A 16275-nucleotide genomic window follows, 5' to 3' on the forward strand; every position below is an offset into this window, starting at 1 on the left:
GTCGATCTGGAAGCGGCGGTGCAGGCAGTCATGTGCAAAACCTTTGTGCCGCCGCCTTTATCTGCTCTTTTACCCACAGGACAGCAAGGTCGTGCTGCCGGTATTTATGCCACTGTATCGTCTCTTTCAATGGCGGTAGATCAATAGGGCAGGGCAGGACGCGCAATCCGCAAGAAGGGCCTAAAGCGTGTGCCAGCCGGGTGTGAAGGGTTGCAATCCGACCTGTACCCACGAGCATACGAGGGAGCAGCCTAAAGCTCGGAGCTACAACCTCGCGTCGTCGGTGCAGTCCTCGCTCCAGCATCACCGTTTCGTCGATCGTGTGAACGCGTTCTATGCCCCATTGACACGCAACGTGGCCCATCTCGAGATATTGCTCTTGTGTAAGTCTCTTCTTTACGGCTTTGTTGCCCTCCCACACCAGGCACGAAAACGTGTCTTCAAATAGTGGCTCGGAAGGGTGGCTAGCTGCGTTGAAGAAGTCCGGGACAATAAGCAGTTCCGCATCGCCATCCTCAAGTCGTTCTCGCGACTTTTCAGTGAGCACGGAAATCTCAAACTGCATTTTAGGTGCGGCTTCCCAGAAGAGTCGAAGCGCGTCCGAGAGCAGGATTTCGATTACATAGTCGGAAGCCTCGATCCGGATTTTTCGACTCGATGTAGCGGGATCGAACGTTGGACGTGCTGTGGTAATTGCCTGTATCCGGAGCAGAACGTCGCGAACCGGGTCGACAAGGCTCTCACCAAGCGGGGTTAGAACCATAGTCCTGCCAACTTGCACAAGGAGTTCATCGGAGAAGAATTGGCGCAGGCGTGCAAGTCCGTTGCTGGCTGCTGGCTGGCTCAGGAAGACACGCTCTGCCGCTCTGACAACACTACGCTCCGAAATAAGCGCATCGAGTAGCACGAGCTGGTTGAGATCTAGCTTGTTGAAACGCACGCTGGCTCCTCCGTTTGCATTCACGCGGTGAATGTACCACATTGGACGAATCAAGTTGAATGTAGGACTGACGCGCGCGATCATTGAACAATGAAAACGGCGGTACGGCACAACCTGCAGCATATGGAGACATCGTTCGTGAGTCCCATTTCTTCTTCCTGACGCGCGCGCTTGCGGGCCTATCAAATTTTGCGAAGCCGATGACGATCGCGTGTAACAACCGCATCGCCGTGGGCGAACTCGTCCCTCTTACAAAAAAAGGGCACTACCATGACTATTCTCGGCATTAAAACGCTGATATATGGCGTCGAAGACGTCCCTGTCTGCACGAAATTCTTTGAAGACTTCGGACTTCCGCTCATTGAGAGCGATGCTGAACAAGCGGTGTTCGTTCTTCCCGAAGGCTCGAGTGTTATCGTGCGTTCCATCGAAGACAAGCGTCTGCCCAAGTGTGCGCTGGAAGGTCCAGGCGTTCGCGAGGTGGTCTGGGGGGTGGACACGCACGAGAGTCTTGGCGAGCTGATTTCAAGTCTCTCCACGGATCGAGCCGTGACGATTGACGACGATGGCGATGCTCACTTCTTGTCCGATTGTGGCTTGCCGATGGCATTGTCGGTTTTCTGCAAACGTCATATTGTAAGCAGTCCGGATAGCCTGAATGCTCCGGGAGCTGTTACGAGGCTGAACACGCATCGAAAATGGCGTCGGCGCGCTCATCCAAAGACGATTCAGCACGTTGTTTTCGCTGTCAAGGATTTCAAGAAGTCCTTCGCTTTCTTCCGCGACCGGCTTAAATTCAGAATGTCTGATTATCAGCGCGGATTCGGAATCTACAGCCGTGCTGCAGGAAGCAACAGCCACCACAACCTCTTCCTTATCGACGCCGCGTTGCCGTTTCCGGGTTTGGACGGCCGGCCCCGGTTCCATCACGCGAACTACGGGGTCGAGGACATTGACGAGATCATGACCGGGGCCAATTTCATGGAGCGCAAGGGCTGGCCCAAATCACATCTTGGGCTCGGGCGGCACCGCATAGACTCCGCGTTGTTCTTCTATCTGCCCTGCCCGACGGGCGGCGAAGCTGAATATGGCGCTGACGGCGATTTCATCGACGATGCGTGGGTGCCGCGCGAATGGACGGTGCCGCTGTTCGGCTATGCACATTTCGTTCACAACCTCCCGGAATGGCTGCGCGAAGCGCCAGCGTGGGAATTCAAGTACATGGATAGCAACGGTCAGCTGCCCGATTGAGCGGCCGACGGGATAAGAGGAGGCGACGACGGGTCGCTACCGAAGAGGAGATAGTTGTGGGAAATATCAAGAAAGTTCTGATCGTCGGTGGCGGTATCGCCGGCCTTACGGCGGCGATCGCGCTGAGGCGACGGGGAATCGAGTCGGTCGTCATCGAGAGAAATCCGGCGTGGTCGGTCTATGGCGTTGGCATCATCCAGCCATCAAACATGCTCCGCGCACTGGCAAGCATCGGTCTTGGTGAACGGTGTCTCGCATCCGGCCGCGGCTTCAATGGCTGGCGCTTCTGTGAGGCGAATGGCGCGGTGTTAGCCGAAGCCGCTGCGTTCAACGTCGCGGGTCCGGCGTACCCGGCGGTGAACGGCATCACCCGTCCGGCCCTGCACAAGATTCTGACGGACTCGGTATTGGGACAAGGAACCGAGGTACGTCTTGGCATCACGATCGAGACGTTGCACGACAGCGGCGACAAAGTTGACGTGATCTTTTCGAACGGTGCACCGGAGTCTTTTGATCTCGTGATTGGCGCGGATGGCGCGTATTCACAACTGCGTGGTCTGCTCTTCAAAGATGCGGTTCGTCCGCAGTACACCGGGCAAAGCGTCTGGCGATACAACTTTCCACGTCCCGAAGGTTTCGACTGGGGTTGCATGTACTTCGGGAAACGCAGTAAAGCGGGCCTCGTCCCGTTGACCGAGTCGATGATGTATCTCTTCCTCGTCACGGCCGAGCAAGGCAATCCGCGCATGCCAGGCGATCAGCTCGGGAGTCTTCTTCGCGAGCGGATGAGTGAATACGGCGGTTTGATCGCTGAGCTTCGCGAGCTCGTCACCGATTCTTCCGCTGTCGTCTATCGACCGATGGAAGTCATGCTGCTTCCGCAGCCCTGGCATCGAGGGCGGGTGTTGCTCATTGGCGATGCGGCGCACTCGAGCACGCCGCACCTCGCCGAAGGCGCGGCAATGGCGATCGAGGACTCCGCCGTGCTCGCCGACATGCTCGGCGCAAACGCCGACATTGAAGCAACGCTTCAAGCATTCTGGGAGCGCCGCGCGCCGCGCGCGCAGCTCGTCTACGAAACAGGCGTCCAGCTCGGCGAATGGGAGCAGGCGGAATGGCGAGGCGAACCCGCCGCTGGCGCCGCCTACAACGAGGCATTCGATAAAGCATACCAGGTGCTTGGCGAACCTGTCTGATAGTACGAGGCACGTATGAACAAGGTCATTATTAGCTGCGCCGTGACGGGCGCCATCCATACTCCGACGATGTCCGAGCATCTGCCGCTTTCCCCGGCCCAAATCGCCGAGCAAGCGATCGAAGCAGCGGAGGCCGGCGCGGCCATTTTGCACCTGCACGCTCGAGATCCGAAGGACGGGCGTCCGACAGCCGATCCCGCGGTGTTTCAACAGTTTGTGCCTGAGATCGCACGTTCGACGAATGCCGTCGTGAATATCACGACAGGCGGAAGTACGAGCATGACGCTTGCCGAACGGCTTGCATACCCGCTGATGGCGAAGCCCGAAATGTGCTCTCTGAACATGGGCTCGATGAACTTCTCGATCCATCCTGCAGCGCGCAAGATCAAAGAGTGGCGGTTCGACTGGGAAAAGCCATACGTCGAGGGAACGGAGGACATCATATTCCGAAACACGTTTCGCGACATTCGGCAGATCGTTGAGCAGCTCAGCGAATCCGGTACTCGGTTCGAGTTCGAATGCTATGACGTTGGCCATCTCTACAACCTGGCGCATTTCGTCGACGAAGGCATCCTCAAACCGCCGTATTTTATTCAGTCGATTTTCGGGATTCTGGGTGGCATGGGCCCCGATCCCGAGAACCTCGCTGTGATGCGGACGACAGCTGACCGTTTGTTTGGCCGGCAAAACTATCGGTTTTCGGTCCTCGGCGCCGGGCGCCACCAGATGTCGCTGCTCACCGCCGGAGCCGTCTTCGGCGGGAATGTCCGCGTTGGCCTGGAGGATAGTTTGTATCTGGAGCGTGGGAAGCTTGCGACGTCGAATGCCGCGCAAGTGCAGAAGATCCGCCGGATTCTGCAGGAACTCTCGCTGGAAGTCGCAACCCCGGACGAAGCACGTGAAATGCTTCAGTTGAAGGGCGCGGCAAACACTTCCTTCTAGCGTCCAATTGTCGTCGCCGGTGCGCTCGAGCGTCGGCGTTTATCACTTTCGATTTGAAGAGGTAGCAATGCTTGAATATTTTCCAACCAACTATGTATGGAACCTCGCGACCAATCTCGCAGTGATGATGGGGGGGAACATCGGCGAGATCGATATCATTTGCCGATGCCTGGTCGAGGCGTCGAAGCGGGGTGACGATGAGGGTACCGAAGCCTTCTTCGATGCCTGGTGCCATCAGGCAGACACGCTGGTGGAACTTGCAAACGAAGATATCGAGCATGGCCGGACCCTGAGCGCGGGCAAGAAATTCGGCCGCGCTGCTACGTACTACCTGACGGCGGAGCGCGCGCAGAATCGCGAGTACGAGCCGCGAAAGCAGGCCTACAGCAAGATGCTCGATTCGTTCGACAAGTTCATCAAGCTAAACGAGGAGAACTGCGAGCGCGTCGAAATCCCGTACGAAGGCAAGACCATTGCCGGGCTGCTTGTGAGGGCGGAGCGCGCAGACGGATCGCCGGCTCCCTGTATCGCGCACTTCAACGGACTCGACAGTACCAAGGAGATGATCTACGGAGCGGGCATCGCACAGGCGTTGGCGCGCCGGGGTATCTCCACGCTCATGGTCGACCAGCCGGGCGTCGGCGAGGCGCTGCGTTTGCACGGCCTGTGCGCGGTCGTTGAAAGCGAAAAGTGGGCAGGGGCGGTCGTCGATTACCTCGAAACCCGCAAGGAAATCGACCGCGACATGATTGGCGTATGTGCGTGGTCTTTGGGTGGCTATTACGCTCCGCGGGCGGCGGCCTTCGAGAAGCGGTTCAAGCTGTGTGTTGCTTGGGGCGCGAACTTCAACTGGGGCGAACTCCAGCGCCGCCGCCTCGCGCGCGAGGGCGATAAGCCAGTCCCGCACTACTGGGAGCACGTGCAATGGGTCTGGGGCAAGAACTCGCTCGAAGAGTTCATGGAGTTTGCGCCGCAGGTCACCCTTGAACACGTAATCGATAAGATCACCGTGCCGTTTCTCGTTACGCACGGCGCAAACGACCGCCAGATTCCCCTCGAATATGCTCATGCGCAATACGAGAGAGCGGTGAACAGCCCGAAACGTGAACTCAAGCTCTTTACGGAAAAGGAAGGCGGTGTCGAACACGTCAGCGCCGACAACATCGAGAACGCGCGCGACTATATCGCGGACTGGATCAGCGAGACATTTTCGGAGCTTGGCGCCATCGGAGTGCGGAAATGACACAGCGCATCGTTGACCTGTCGATCTACCTCGAAAATGATGTCCTCTCCGATCCGCCCGGCTACCGCCCGAAAATCCACTACATCGACCATAAGATGTCGGTGCCGGACCTGACCGGGTTCTTTCCGGGACTGACGGAGCGAGACCTCCCGGACGGAGAGGCATGGGCAATCGAACGCATCGAGCTTGTCACCCACAATGGAACGCACCTTGACGCGCCATATCACTTCGCGACAACGATGGATGGAGGGGAGCGTGCTCTGACGATCGATGAAGTCCCTTTGGAGTGGTGTTTTCAACCGGGAGTCAAGCTCGACTTTCGTCACTTTCCGGACGGTTACGTCGTCCAGGTCGAAGACGTTCAGGCTGAGCTTGAGAGGATCGGACACACCTTGCAGCCACTTGAAATTGTCCTCGTGAATACGGCGGCGGGTTCCCGCTATGGTAGGGACGATTACGTGAGCGCGGGCTGCGGCATGGGCGCGGAAGCGACGTTGTTCCTGCTCGATCAGGGCGTCAAGGTAACCGGCACGGACGGATGGAGCTGGGATGCTCCCTTCGTACACACAAAGGAGAAGTATGAATCGACCGGGGACGCCTCACTGATCTGGGAGGGACATAAGGCAAGCCGCCTCAAGAGCTACTGCCATCTTGAGAAACTTCACAACATCGAATCGTTGCCCGCGACCGGCTTCAAGCTTTCGTGCTTCCCATTCAAGATTCGTCGTGCGTCGGCCGGTTGGACGCGTGCTGTTGCAATTATCGAAACCTGACGCCACAGTCAAGTGTGCACGTGCTTCAAGGAGCGCGCGCTAGTAGTCGATAGCGAAGATAGACGTGGATGGATCTCTTTCAAGGTTTTTTTTGAACCGAGTTTTAAATCGCAAGGAAAATTTCATGCTTAAGCTCGTTATCGTTGTAAAACGAAAACCCGGTTTCTCGCCCCAAGAATTCCGCGACTACCTGAGTACGAAACACGCTGCGATCGTGCGGGAATGCCCGGCGAGCCAAAAATACATCCGAAAATATGTACAGAGCTACGCGCTTCCCATTGCTCTCCGAGAAGGCAGCACAGAGAGTTTAGACCAGCCATTCGATGCGGTATCCGAGTTGTGGTTTGATAGCGTGGAAGACATCAAATCGTTTTTCTCGGATCCCGACTACTTGGCCACCGTTCGGCCAGATGAATCGCGGTTCTCTGATCGGGACAACTGCGTGTTTTTTGTGACTGAAGAGAAGCAAGTCATCTGATTGCAGCCACCCGAGCACGGGCGGCGACACCCGCTCGGGTGACAGTATTCAGGAGCTGGGGGGCAATCAGGAGATTCGCATTTGGACTCACTCCAGCGTGACGGACACGCGGCCACCCGTAGTGAACCGGACCGGATTTTGTGGAGGCTCCAGCTCTTGAAACAATGGAGCCACGAACAAGAAGGCAATCAAGTTTTCCCCGGAGGTTCGCGAGCGTGCAGTACGTCTGGTGCGCGAGCAGCGTAGCGAACATCCGTCGATGTGGGCAGCGGTCGAATCGATTGCACCGATGATCGGCTGCATGCCGCGGGCGCTGCACGATTGGGTCAAGCGCGGCCAGGTTGACCACGGTGAGCGCGATGGCGTGACCACAGACGAGCGCGAGCGCCTCAAGGCACTGGAGCGTGAGGTCAAGGAGTTGCGTCGTGCCAACGAGATTCTCAAGGTCGCGAGTGTGTTTTTCGCCCAGGCGGAGCTCGACCGCCGTTTCAAATCCTGAAGGCCTTCGTCGATCAGTATCGCGACACCTTTGGGTCGAGCCGATCTGCAAGGTCTTGCAGATTGCCCCGTCGGGTTACCGACGCCATTCGGTGCAGCTTCGAGATCCGTCCAGACGTTGTGCGCGCGCGAAACGCGACGAGATTCTGCGCCCCGAGATCAAGCGCATCTGCCAGGCCGACATTCTGGCCTATCGTGTGCCGAAGATCTGAAAGCAGATGAACCGGGAAGGCATTGCGGTGGCACGCTGTACGGTCGCACGGCTGATGAGGCTGCAGGGCTTGCCAGGCGCAGTTCGCGGCAAGCGGCTTCGCACGACGACTTCCGATGCGAGCGCGCCGCGCCCGCTGGACCGGGTCAACCGGCAATTCAAGGCTGACCGGCCGAATCAGCTTCGGGTTGCGTTTTTCACCTATGTCTCGACATGGCAGGGCTGGCTGTACGTGGCGTTCGTGATCGATGTGTTCGCCCGTTGCATCGGTGGCTCGCGCGTCAGTTCGTCGATGACCACGGACTTCGTTCTTGATGCACTTGAACAGGCGTTGTACGTGCGCCAACCGGGCGACGACGGGACCTTGATACATCATCCGATAGGGGGCTCAATACGTCAGCATTCGGTACAGCGAACGTTTGGCCGAGGCGAGTATCGAGCCGTCCGTCTGCAGCCGTGGCGACAAGTACGATAATGCGCTGGCCGAAACGATCAATGGCCTGTACAAGACGGAACTGATTCGGCGACGAGCCCCCTGGAAAACGAGGGAATCCGTCGAACCGGCAACCCTGGAATGGGTGGCTTGGTTCAACCATCATCGATTGATCGAACCGCTCGGCTATATCCAGCCCGCTGAGGCTGAGGCAAACTACTACAGGCAATTCATAAATGCCGCTGACGTCCAGGCATTAACTTAAACCAACCAGCCTCCACGGTTCCCCGTGCGGTTCGTGGGTTGGTCATTTATTGGCTGGCGAAACTCGCGTGGCGAGCCGTATTTCAGGGCGCTGTGCGGATGCGACTCGTTGTAGTGGGCGAACGCGATGGCCGAATTCGGGCCTGTCGGAAATTTCGTGTTTAAGGCATAACGTCCCATCAAGGAGTGTCTATGCGTCGCAAACCGACAGCCAAGCCGGCAGGTAGCGAGATGAATCATCATCTCGGCTATCCGGCCCGCGCCGTCAAGCCGGCCGCCGTCACCAACCAGCGCAACTGCACGGGCGCCAAGACCGTGCCGACCGAGGACGCCCGGATTCGTATCGAGGTGCTACGCGACCGGAACGGCAGCTTCGAACCGCTGCTGATTCCCAGGCACGAACAACATTTCACGGGCTTCGACGACAAGATCGTCACCATGTAGGCCTGGACATGACCGTGCGGGAGATCCAGGGCCTCCCGCAAGAACAGTATGGCAACGAGGTTTCACCCGGCTTCATCAGCTCGATCATCGACAGGGTGATGACCGAAGTCACCGCCTGGCCGGCTCACCCGCTCGAGCCCATGTATCCGGTCGTGTTCTTCGATGCGCTGCTGGTCAAGGCGTCTTCGGACCCATCCACGCCTCCTCGAAACTCGCAGGAATTTCGCGTCAATATGCCTGCCACTTGCAAATCCTACAACACCGTTCTGGCCGTGGCGCCTTACTGCATAAGCGTTTGCTGATTGTTCAGCTGCGGCTACCAAACGGCATGGCCGGTTACGATGGGCCGAGTATCTGTGACTAGAGTCGACAGTCGCAGGGATTACTGCGTCGCAAGCCCTACTTGTTCGATTTCCGCCCGAGCGATGCGGTCGATGTGGCGGAGCGCGCGATAAAGAAAGATCGCACCGGCTGTGGCGACCAGACCTGAGGTACCGAAGACAGCGGCCATTCCGTTGGCAAGTGCATCGGGACCCGTGCCAAAAAAGTGCTGACTCACTAGTGCGATCAGCGTTGGAGCGAGCCCTTGCCCCACCAACCCGTTTAGCACGAGGACAATGGCCATCACCAGTCCAACCGCATGGTTCGATACGGTCCTTGTGACTAGCGTCGACGTTAGAGCAATCGATGTCCCGGTAAACAAGACCATCGAGGCGTCAAGCGTCCAGAAGGTGTTGATCGTCCCGGACATACAGAGAAGAACTGACAACGACATGACCGCGAAGCTCACCAAGACACTCAAGACGCCTAGACGGGCGACCCCGCTCGCTCGCTGGCGCGATTCCATGCACATCCCTGCGACCCCCAGGCCAAGGGGGCCCATCGTGAGGAGGATGGTACCTTGCAGGAAGCCGATTTCTCCGATGCCGAGTTGGAAGTGCCGCGAAATCATGGTCGGCATCCATGCTGCCAATCCATATGTGATCATCGAATTTGCGATAGAGAAGACGAGTAGCGGCACGAATAACGATTTGCGCACAGCGAGGTCACTAACGACAGCTTGAATCGTCATTACAGGTGCGTTTCCACGCTCTTCTCCCCGGCCCGGATCCTTATTCAAAAAAATTAGCAGCGCCATCGGGAAACCAACGATGCCGATGATGAACAGTGTGGCTTGCCACACGGAAACATTGCCGAACGGCAATGCGGACTGGATACCGGAACTTTGCACCCATTCCAGCAACGGCCCGCCAAGCACCAGGGATAGGCCGGTTCCGACCATCAAAGCCATCGTGTAAACAGACAGAGCTCGAGCCCGTCTCTGTTCATCCACGCCATCGCGGATAAGTGAATAGGATGCGGGTGGGATCAGAGCCTCCGCCGCTCCAACGACAACTCTAGCCGCGATGACCGCCAAAAACGTGGTCAATGCCGCATTGACTGCGACCGCGATGGCCCAGATTACGACGCCGCTGGCGAGTAGAAGCCTTCGGTCGAAGCGGTCGGCCAGCCAGCCCGCGGGCAACCCTAACAGGTTGCTGAAGTACCGGCGTCATACGTCATCGCGGAAGGCCCCTGATGCGTTGATACAAGGACGCTCACTTGTCCACTGGAGATCATGCGCGGCGCCGACACGTTCACCGAGAGTCTGTTTTCCCTGCGGAAGCTGGACGACTTCGTCCCGAAATCGCATCCGTTGCGTTCGATCCGCGTGATGGCGAACGAAGCGCTGGCGAAGATGGATCGACTGTTCGCCCAGATGTACGAAGCGGACATAAAAGGTGGACGTCCGAGCATCGCGCCAGAGAAGTTGCTGCGAGCCATGCTGATCCAGGTGCTCTACAGCATCCGCTCGGAGCGCCAACTGATGGAGCAGGTTCAATATAACCTGCTTTTTCGCTGGTTCATCGGCCTGGCCATGGATGACGAGGTCTGGGTGCCGACGGTCTTCACGAAGAACCGCGAGCGTCTGATCAAACACGATGCGGTGATCGAGTTTTTTAACGAGGTGGTGGCGATCGCCGAGAAGAAGTGCCTGCTCTCGGGCGAGCACTTCAGCGTGGACGGCACGCTGATCCAGGCGTGGGCGGGGCACAAGAGCTTTGTACGCAAGAACGGTGATGATCAGGACAACGACGGTGGCGGCGCGGGCGACTTCAAGGGCGAGAAACGCAGCAACGAGACACATCAGTCGAGGACCGACCCAGATGCGCAACTCTATCGCAAAGGCAAAACGGCCAGCGAATTGCGGTACATGGGTCATACGCTGACCGATAACCGGCACGGCCTGGTGGTCAATGCGCGCGTGACGCGCGCCGACGGGCATGCCGAGCGTGAAGCGGCCAAGATCATGATCCGCGACGCACGGCAAGCGGCAGAGGATCCGAACGTAGAAATTACGTTGGGTGCAGACAAGGGTTACGATGCCCAGGAATTCATCGAGGCGTGCCAGCAGATGAAGGTCACACCGCACGTTGCGCAAAACACCTCGGGGCGGCGTTCGGCAGTGCCCGATACGATTGCCTCGAGCGTGGGCTACGCCATTTCGCAGCAAAAGCGCAAGTTGATCGAACAAGGTTTCGGTTGGGCCAAGACCGTGGGGCGCATGCGTCAGGTGATGGTGCGCGGCTTGAAGAAGGTGGACCAGATGTTTGTGTTGAACATGGCGGCCTTCAACCTCGTGCGCATGCGATCGCTGGCACAAATCCGCCCATAGTGGCGGGAAAAGGCAGAAATGAGGCCAGAAGTCGACCTCTCACCGCTTTAAAAAGGTTGATTCGCGTTGAAATTGCACAATGCGAAAGATTTACCGACGGCGGGCACGTAAGTCGAGGAAGGCCGCTTCCGTCGGGGTGTATTTCCGCAACCTGCTAGAGGAGACACCGCCATGGCCCATCAAATAACACTGCGTTTTGAGGACGGAGTGACCCGCTTCATCGAGTGCGAGGAGGGTGAGCGCATCACCGATGCCGCGATTCGCGCCAGGATCAATATTCCACTTGATTGCCGTGATGGTGTATGTGGCACCTGCAAGGCGGTCTGCGAGTCCGGCGAGTACGTTCTGGGCGAGTGCGTGGAAGATGCGCTTAGCCCGGAGGAAGCGAGCGCCCGCAAGGTTCTCACTTGCCAGATGAGCCCACGTTCCGACTGCGTGATCCAGATCGCCACGAACGCCGATGTCTCCGGCACCGGCCCGTCCTCATACAGTGGACGGATCATCGCCTGCCAACGAGCGTCGGACAGCACGATCGCCTTCTCGGTCGAGCTGGAAAACCGCGCAGATCTCAGCTTCCTTGCTGGGCAGTATGTCAACATCCGGGTGCCCGGAACCGATCAGACGCGGTCCTACTCCTTCAGCTCGGGGCCGTCCGAGCCGCACTTGTCCTTCCTGGTCCGCAATGTGCGTCAAGGGGCGATGTCGACCTGGCTCTGCGAAACCGCCAAAGCCGGGGACCCAATCGAATTTCGCGGCCCGATGGGGAGCTTCTACCTGCGCCCCATCGAGCGGCCGGTGCTGTTTCTGGCGGGTGGCACGGGCCTCGCGCCGTTCCTCTCGATGCTCGACAAGATCGTCGAGGACGGGGCCAGCCCGTATCCGATCCACATGATCCTGGGTGTGAACAACGATGAGGATCTGGTGGGCATCGACCGGCTCGAGACCTATGCGCAGCGCCTGCCGAACTTTACCTTTGCCTGCACCGTCTCCAGCCCCGACAGTGCTCATATCAACAAGGGCTATGTCACCCATCACATCGTCCGCTCCCAGCTCAACGACGGCGATGCGGATGTCTACCTCTGCGGCCCGCCGCCGATGGTGGATGCGGTGCGCGATTTTCTGTCGTCCGAAGGACTGACGCCGCGCAACTTCTATTATGAGAAGTTCGCCGGCACCGGCCTGGTGGTTCAGACCGGCGAGGAGCACATCGCGCCTGTTGATGTCGATGAAGCCTTCGATTTGCGTATGGCGCTCGAACTGGGGGCGGCTCAGCTGACCATGGGCCGGCTATCGAGCGAGCAATTGATCCGCTTCCGCCAGCTCGCCGAGGCGACGGCGCCGTTCGTGTCCGGGCAGCGCTTTACCGACGTTGCGCGCTACATCGAGGCAAACCACGCCTTTCACCTGTTCACGATCGAAGCTTCCGGGAACGCCCAGCTGATCGCGCTCTACCGGCAACTGGCCGTGCAGGACTACATCGCTCGCGCGCTGACCGACCAGATCGAGATCGTCGGCGACATCGTCCAGCAGCACCGGGACATTGTCGGCGCCTTCGAACTGGGCGACCTGAACAAGGCGCGCGACGTGATTGCGCTGCATGCGCTTCATTCCAAGGCCACGATGAGCCGGGCGCTGGAGCGTATGGCGCTGGGCAAGACGGCCCCCAAGGTCGCAGCGCCCACCTTGCCCCCGCCTGCTGTGCCGCAGAGCGCGCCACAGGTTTGCCCATTCACGGCCAAGACCCTTCCGGCTTATTCACATGAACTGGACTGGCCCGAGGGGCTGGAGCCCTTCAAAGTGGTCGATGACGGCTCGCAAGGCGACCCCTACGAGCACTACCGCTGGATGCGGGAGCATGCGCCGGTGCTGCGTTGCCAGTCGACGACTTCGGACGTGTGGTTCCTCTCGCGCTATGACGACGTCTACCAGGCGATCCGCGACCCGAAGCTGTTTTCCTCAGAGGTCGTCAGCCCCCCGCCGCTGACGTTCCTGACGCTGTTCGATGCGCCCGCCCATTCGCGCTTGCGCAAGGTCGTTCAGCCGTCCTTCCTGCCGCTGTCGCTCGATCCCTTTATCGGGCAGATCGAGCAAAGGGCGGAGGACCTGCTCGACGCGATGATTGCCAAAGGCGGCGGTGATGTCGTCAACGATTTCGCCATCCCGCTCAGTATCTCGACCATCTCCACGATGATCGACGTGCCGAACGAGGATGAGGAGAAGATGAAGTTCTGGTCGGACGAGACCTTTAGCTACTTCGGGCGCCTCGCCCGCAATGCGCCGGGGACCGGCACTGACGAGCAGAGCGCGCAGGCTTTCTTCGCATACCTGAAGGAAGCGATGGAGCGGCTCGCGCTCACCGACAATCAGTCGATCGGCGGGCATATCGCGCGCATGTGGAAGGACGGGCTGCTTTCGGAAAAGGAAGCGAAAGAGCTGTGCGCCTTCGTCTTCATCGCCGGGCACGACACGACGACGATCCTTGTCGCCAACGCTTTTCGCATGCTCGCCGAACAGCCGGATCTGCTGGGACGTATCCGCGAAAACCCCGCCGACACTGACCGGTTCGTCGAGGAGGTGGCGCGCTATCGCGGTACCGTCCAGCGCGTGAGCCGCATCACCACCGAGGCAACCACTGTCGCGGGCGTTGATCTGCCCAAGGGCGCGGTGGTGCGATTGCTGCTGTCGGCAGCGAACCGCGACAGCCGCAAGTTTGCCGAGGGCGAGACGTTCGACATCGACCGCGATTCCAGCGGCCACCTCGGTTTCGGCAACGGCATGCACAAATGCCTTGGCGCGCCGCTCGCCAAGCTGGAGACGCTGATCGCGACGAAGGCTCTGGCCCGCAAGATTGGCGCTATTGCGCTCGATCCGGCAAGGCCGATCCAGTACGTGCGGGGCAACAATCTGACCAACTCCGGGCCGGAGCACCTGTTCGTCAAGCTGGGCGAGTTAGCGGCCTGAACCGGATACGGGGGCGGTCGCGTCAGTCCGCGCCCCCTTTTTCAGGCGGCAAGGATCGATCGTGGGCCGCAGAGCGGTATTCGGTTGGCCGCAGTCCCGTCTGCTTGCGGAAGAACCGGCCGAAATAGGCCTCGTCCTGAAAGCCCAGTTCACTGGCGATCTGCTTCACGCTGAGCGTCGAATAGCCGAGCAGCCGCTTGGCCTCATGGATCGAGCGTGCGTCGATTGCCGCGATTGCCGAGACCCAGAAGGTGGCGCGGCAGATGCGGGAGAGCTGGCCGGTGCTCACGCCCATCTCGTCGGCGTAGCGGGCGACTGGCCGCCGCTCTCGGCAATGGCGGTCGAGCAGGGCGCGGAACCGTTCGATCCGCGCCGCCATGGTCCGCTGCTCGGAACTGGCTGAAAGCCGGGCGCTCTCGCTGAGGCGTCCGATCTTGACGAACAGGGCGATTGCCAGTGCCGCGCCCGCGGTGAACTGCCAGCGCTCGTGGCTCTCCGCCTCCTGCCCGATCGACTGAAAAAGCGTGTCCAACGGTGTGCCGCGCTCGACTTCGGGATCGACCGACAGCACCGTCGGCGTGCGCATGAATTCCAGCAGGTCGGGCGCGGCAGTCATCGCCAGCGATTCCAGCGCAGGCTGCGCGGCGGTGATGACGTGACCGTCGATGTCGCTGCGGAAGTGAAAGCCGTGGACCGAGCGCGCTGGCACGACGATCAGGCAGGGCGCAACGACCGCCCATGTCCTGCCGTCGATGAAGGTTTCGCCGCCCCCGCTGGTGACGTAGAGCACCTGGATCAGCGCATCGTGGACGTGCGGCTTGATGTCGAAATCGAAACGGCCGGCACGCAGGGGAATGCGTTCGTAATGCACCATGTCGACCCAGGATTGGCCGGCTTCCGCGCCATAGAGCGCGAAATGCAGAACGGTCCGGCTGCGCTGTGGGTCAGGGGCATGATGCACGTTATGTCCTGCGATTTGTGGGCTCTGTCCATTGTTCCATAGGCGCTTGAGGCGTTCAATGGCGATACAAATTTCAGGAAGCGTAATGGCATGGAAAATTTTAGGGAAGCTAACGACATGGGACAGGAACTTGAAAATCGCGCAGCTGCCTCGAGCGCATACGGGCTGAACCTGGGCGGCAAGGTCTGCGTGGTCACGGGCGCGGGGAGTGGCATTGGCGCCGGCATCGCGCGCGCCTTTGCCGGTGTTGGAGCCCATGTGGCGCTCGTGGATCGGAATCTTGCCGGCGCTGAAGCCGTCGCCGCCGAACTTCGGAAGGCCGGTGCGGTGGCGCAGGCAATCGGCTGCGACGTGTCGGACGAAGCTTCGGTTGCCGCAGCTGCCGGCGAGGTTCGCGCAGCGCTCGGTCCGGCCTGCGTGCTCGTCAACAATGCAGGACTGCTGCGCGCCGGTCCCCTCGAGACGGTCTCGATCGAAGACTGGAACCAGGCCATCGCCGTGAATCTCACCGGCTATCTTCTGTGTGCTCGAGCGTTCGGGCGCGACATGCTGGCGGCGGGCAATGGCAGTATCGTCCACGTGGCCTCGATCGCGGCCCTCAATCCGCAGACCCATAGCGGTTCCTATAGCCCGAGCAAGGCCGGTGTGCTGCTGCTCTCGCGGCAGTTGGCGGCGGAGTGGGGCCCACGCGGCGTGCGCAGCAACTGCGTGCTGCCCGGCATGATCCGCACGGCGCTGTCCGCGAAGTTCTACGAGGAGCCCGGCTTCGAGGCTCGCCGCGCCGCCGCCACTGCGAGCCGCCGCATCGGCGAGCCGGAGGACCTCGCCGGCCCGGCCCTGTTCCTCGCCTCTGACCTGGCTGCCTACGTCAATGGCGCGGAGGTGCTCGTCGACGGCGGGCTCGATTGCATGCTGATGGACATGGTCCCGCGCCCCGGCTTTAACGCTACCCCGGCCGCGTGAG

At 59.8% G+C, this 16275-nt stretch carries 12 protein-coding genes, 2 pseudogenes and 1 other annotated feature; of the genes and pseudogenes, 11 read left to right on the top strand and 3 right to left on the bottom strand.

The window, feature by feature from the left end; genetic code table 11:
* Nucleotides 1–28 precede the first annotated feature (28 nt).
* Nucleotides 29–1063: a LysR family transcriptional regulator gene (locus BO1_RS54270; protein ID WP_084688502.1), complete on the bottom strand. Its 1035-nt coding sequence runs from the start codon at nt 1061–1063 to the stop codon at nt 29–31.
* A gap of 147 nt (nt 1064–1210) precedes the next feature.
* On the opposite strand from BO1_RS54270, the gene BO1_RS54275 reads away from it, so the two are divergent.
* The 8 genes and pseudogenes from BO1_RS54275 to BO1_RS54290 form a co-directional block, all read left to right on the top strand.
* The gene (locus BO1_RS54275) at nt 1211–2191 is read left to right on the top strand and encodes a VOC family protein (RefSeq protein ID WP_043288139.1); all 981 of its coding nucleotides are present in this window, start codon (nt 1211–1213) and stop codon (nt 2189–2191) included.
* Nucleotides 2192–2247: 56 nt separating this feature from the next.
* Nucleotides 2248–3387 carry an FAD-dependent oxidoreductase gene (locus BO1_RS54280; RefSeq protein ID WP_043288142.1) on the top strand — a complete coding sequence of 380 codons (1140 nt, stop codon included), beginning with the start codon at nt 2248–2250 and terminating at the stop codon, nt 3385–3387.
* 15 nt (nt 3388–3402) lie between these two features.
* Nucleotides 3403–4329, top strand: coding sequence for a BKACE family enzyme (locus BO1_RS37020; RefSeq protein WP_028221888.1), 927 nt, complete (start codon nt 3403–3405; stop codon nt 4327–4329).
* 67 nt (nt 4330–4396) lie between these two features.
* Nucleotides 4397–5572 carry an alpha/beta hydrolase family protein gene (locus BO1_RS37025; RefSeq protein ID WP_028221889.1) on the top strand — a complete coding sequence of 392 codons (1176 nt, stop codon included), beginning with the start codon at nt 4397–4399 and terminating at the stop codon, nt 5570–5572.
* Nucleotides 5569–6345, top strand: a complete 777-nt coding sequence (locus tag BO1_RS37030; protein WP_028221890.1) for a cyclase family protein — start codon at nt 5569–5571, stop codon at nt 6343–6345. Before BO1_RS37025 ends, BO1_RS37030 begins: the two co-directional genes overlap by 4 nt.
* 124 nt (nt 6346–6469) lie before the next feature.
* Entirely contained in the window at nt 6470–6823 is a 354-nt protein-coding gene (locus tag BO1_RS37035; protein WP_028221891.1) for an EthD domain-containing protein, read from the top strand.
* A gap of 187 nt (nt 6824–7010) precedes the next feature.
* Nucleotides 7011–8230: pseudogene (locus tag BO1_RS54285) on the top strand (IS3 family transposase).
* Nucleotides 7277–7392, top strand: a sequence feature (AL1L pseudoknot). Its footprint overlaps the pseudogene before it by 116 nt.
* Before the next feature lie 224 nt (nt 8231–8454).
* Nucleotides 8455–8864 (top strand): annotated as a pseudogene (locus BO1_RS54290) (transposase); the annotation flags it as partial.
* A gap of 191 nt (nt 8865–9055) precedes the next feature.
* On the opposite strand, the gene BO1_RS54295 reads toward BO1_RS54290, so the two are convergent.
* On the bottom strand, nt 9056–10198 hold the full coding sequence (locus tag BO1_RS54295) for an MFS transporter (RefSeq protein WP_052409731.1): 1143 nt from the start codon (nt 10196–10198) through the stop codon (nt 9056–9058).
* 93 nt (nt 10199–10291) lie between these two features.
* Between BO1_RS54295 and BO1_RS37065 the strand changes: the two genes are divergently transcribed.
* Both BO1_RS37065 and benC read left to right on the top strand, forming a co-directional pair.
* Nucleotides 10292–11389 carry an IS5 family transposase gene (locus BO1_RS37065; protein WP_028221895.1) on the top strand — a complete coding sequence of 366 codons (1098 nt, stop codon included), beginning with the start codon at nt 10292–10294 and terminating at the stop codon, nt 11387–11389.
* 171 nt (nt 11390–11560) lie between these two features.
* Nucleotides 11561–14350 carry a benzoate 1,2-dioxygenase electron transfer component BenC gene (gene benC, locus BO1_RS37070; protein ID WP_028221896.1) on the top strand — a complete coding sequence of 930 codons (2790 nt, stop codon included), beginning with the start codon at nt 11561–11563 and terminating at the stop codon, nt 14348–14350.
* Between the two features lie 22 nt (nt 14351–14372).
* Here benC and BO1_RS37075 read toward each other — a convergent pair whose 3' ends face one another.
* Complete coding sequence (locus BO1_RS37075) at nt 14373–15311, bottom strand: helix-turn-helix domain-containing protein (protein WP_043288144.1); 939 nt, start codon at nt 15309–15311, stop codon at nt 14373–14375.
* 117 nt (nt 15312–15428) lie between these two features.
* Here BO1_RS37075 and BO1_RS37080 point away from each other — a divergent pair, with 117 nt between their 5' ends.
* Complete coding sequence (locus BO1_RS37080) at nt 15429–16274, top strand: SDR family NAD(P)-dependent oxidoreductase (RefSeq protein ID WP_028221898.1); 846 nt, start codon at nt 15429–15431, stop codon at nt 16272–16274.
* Nucleotide 16275: the final 1 nt, after the last annotated feature.

This window comes from Paraburkholderia oxyphila NBRC 105797 (genome assembly GCF_000685075.1).
Classification (GTDB): Bacteria; Pseudomonadota; Gammaproteobacteria; order Burkholderiales; family Burkholderiaceae; genus Paraburkholderia; species Paraburkholderia oxyphila.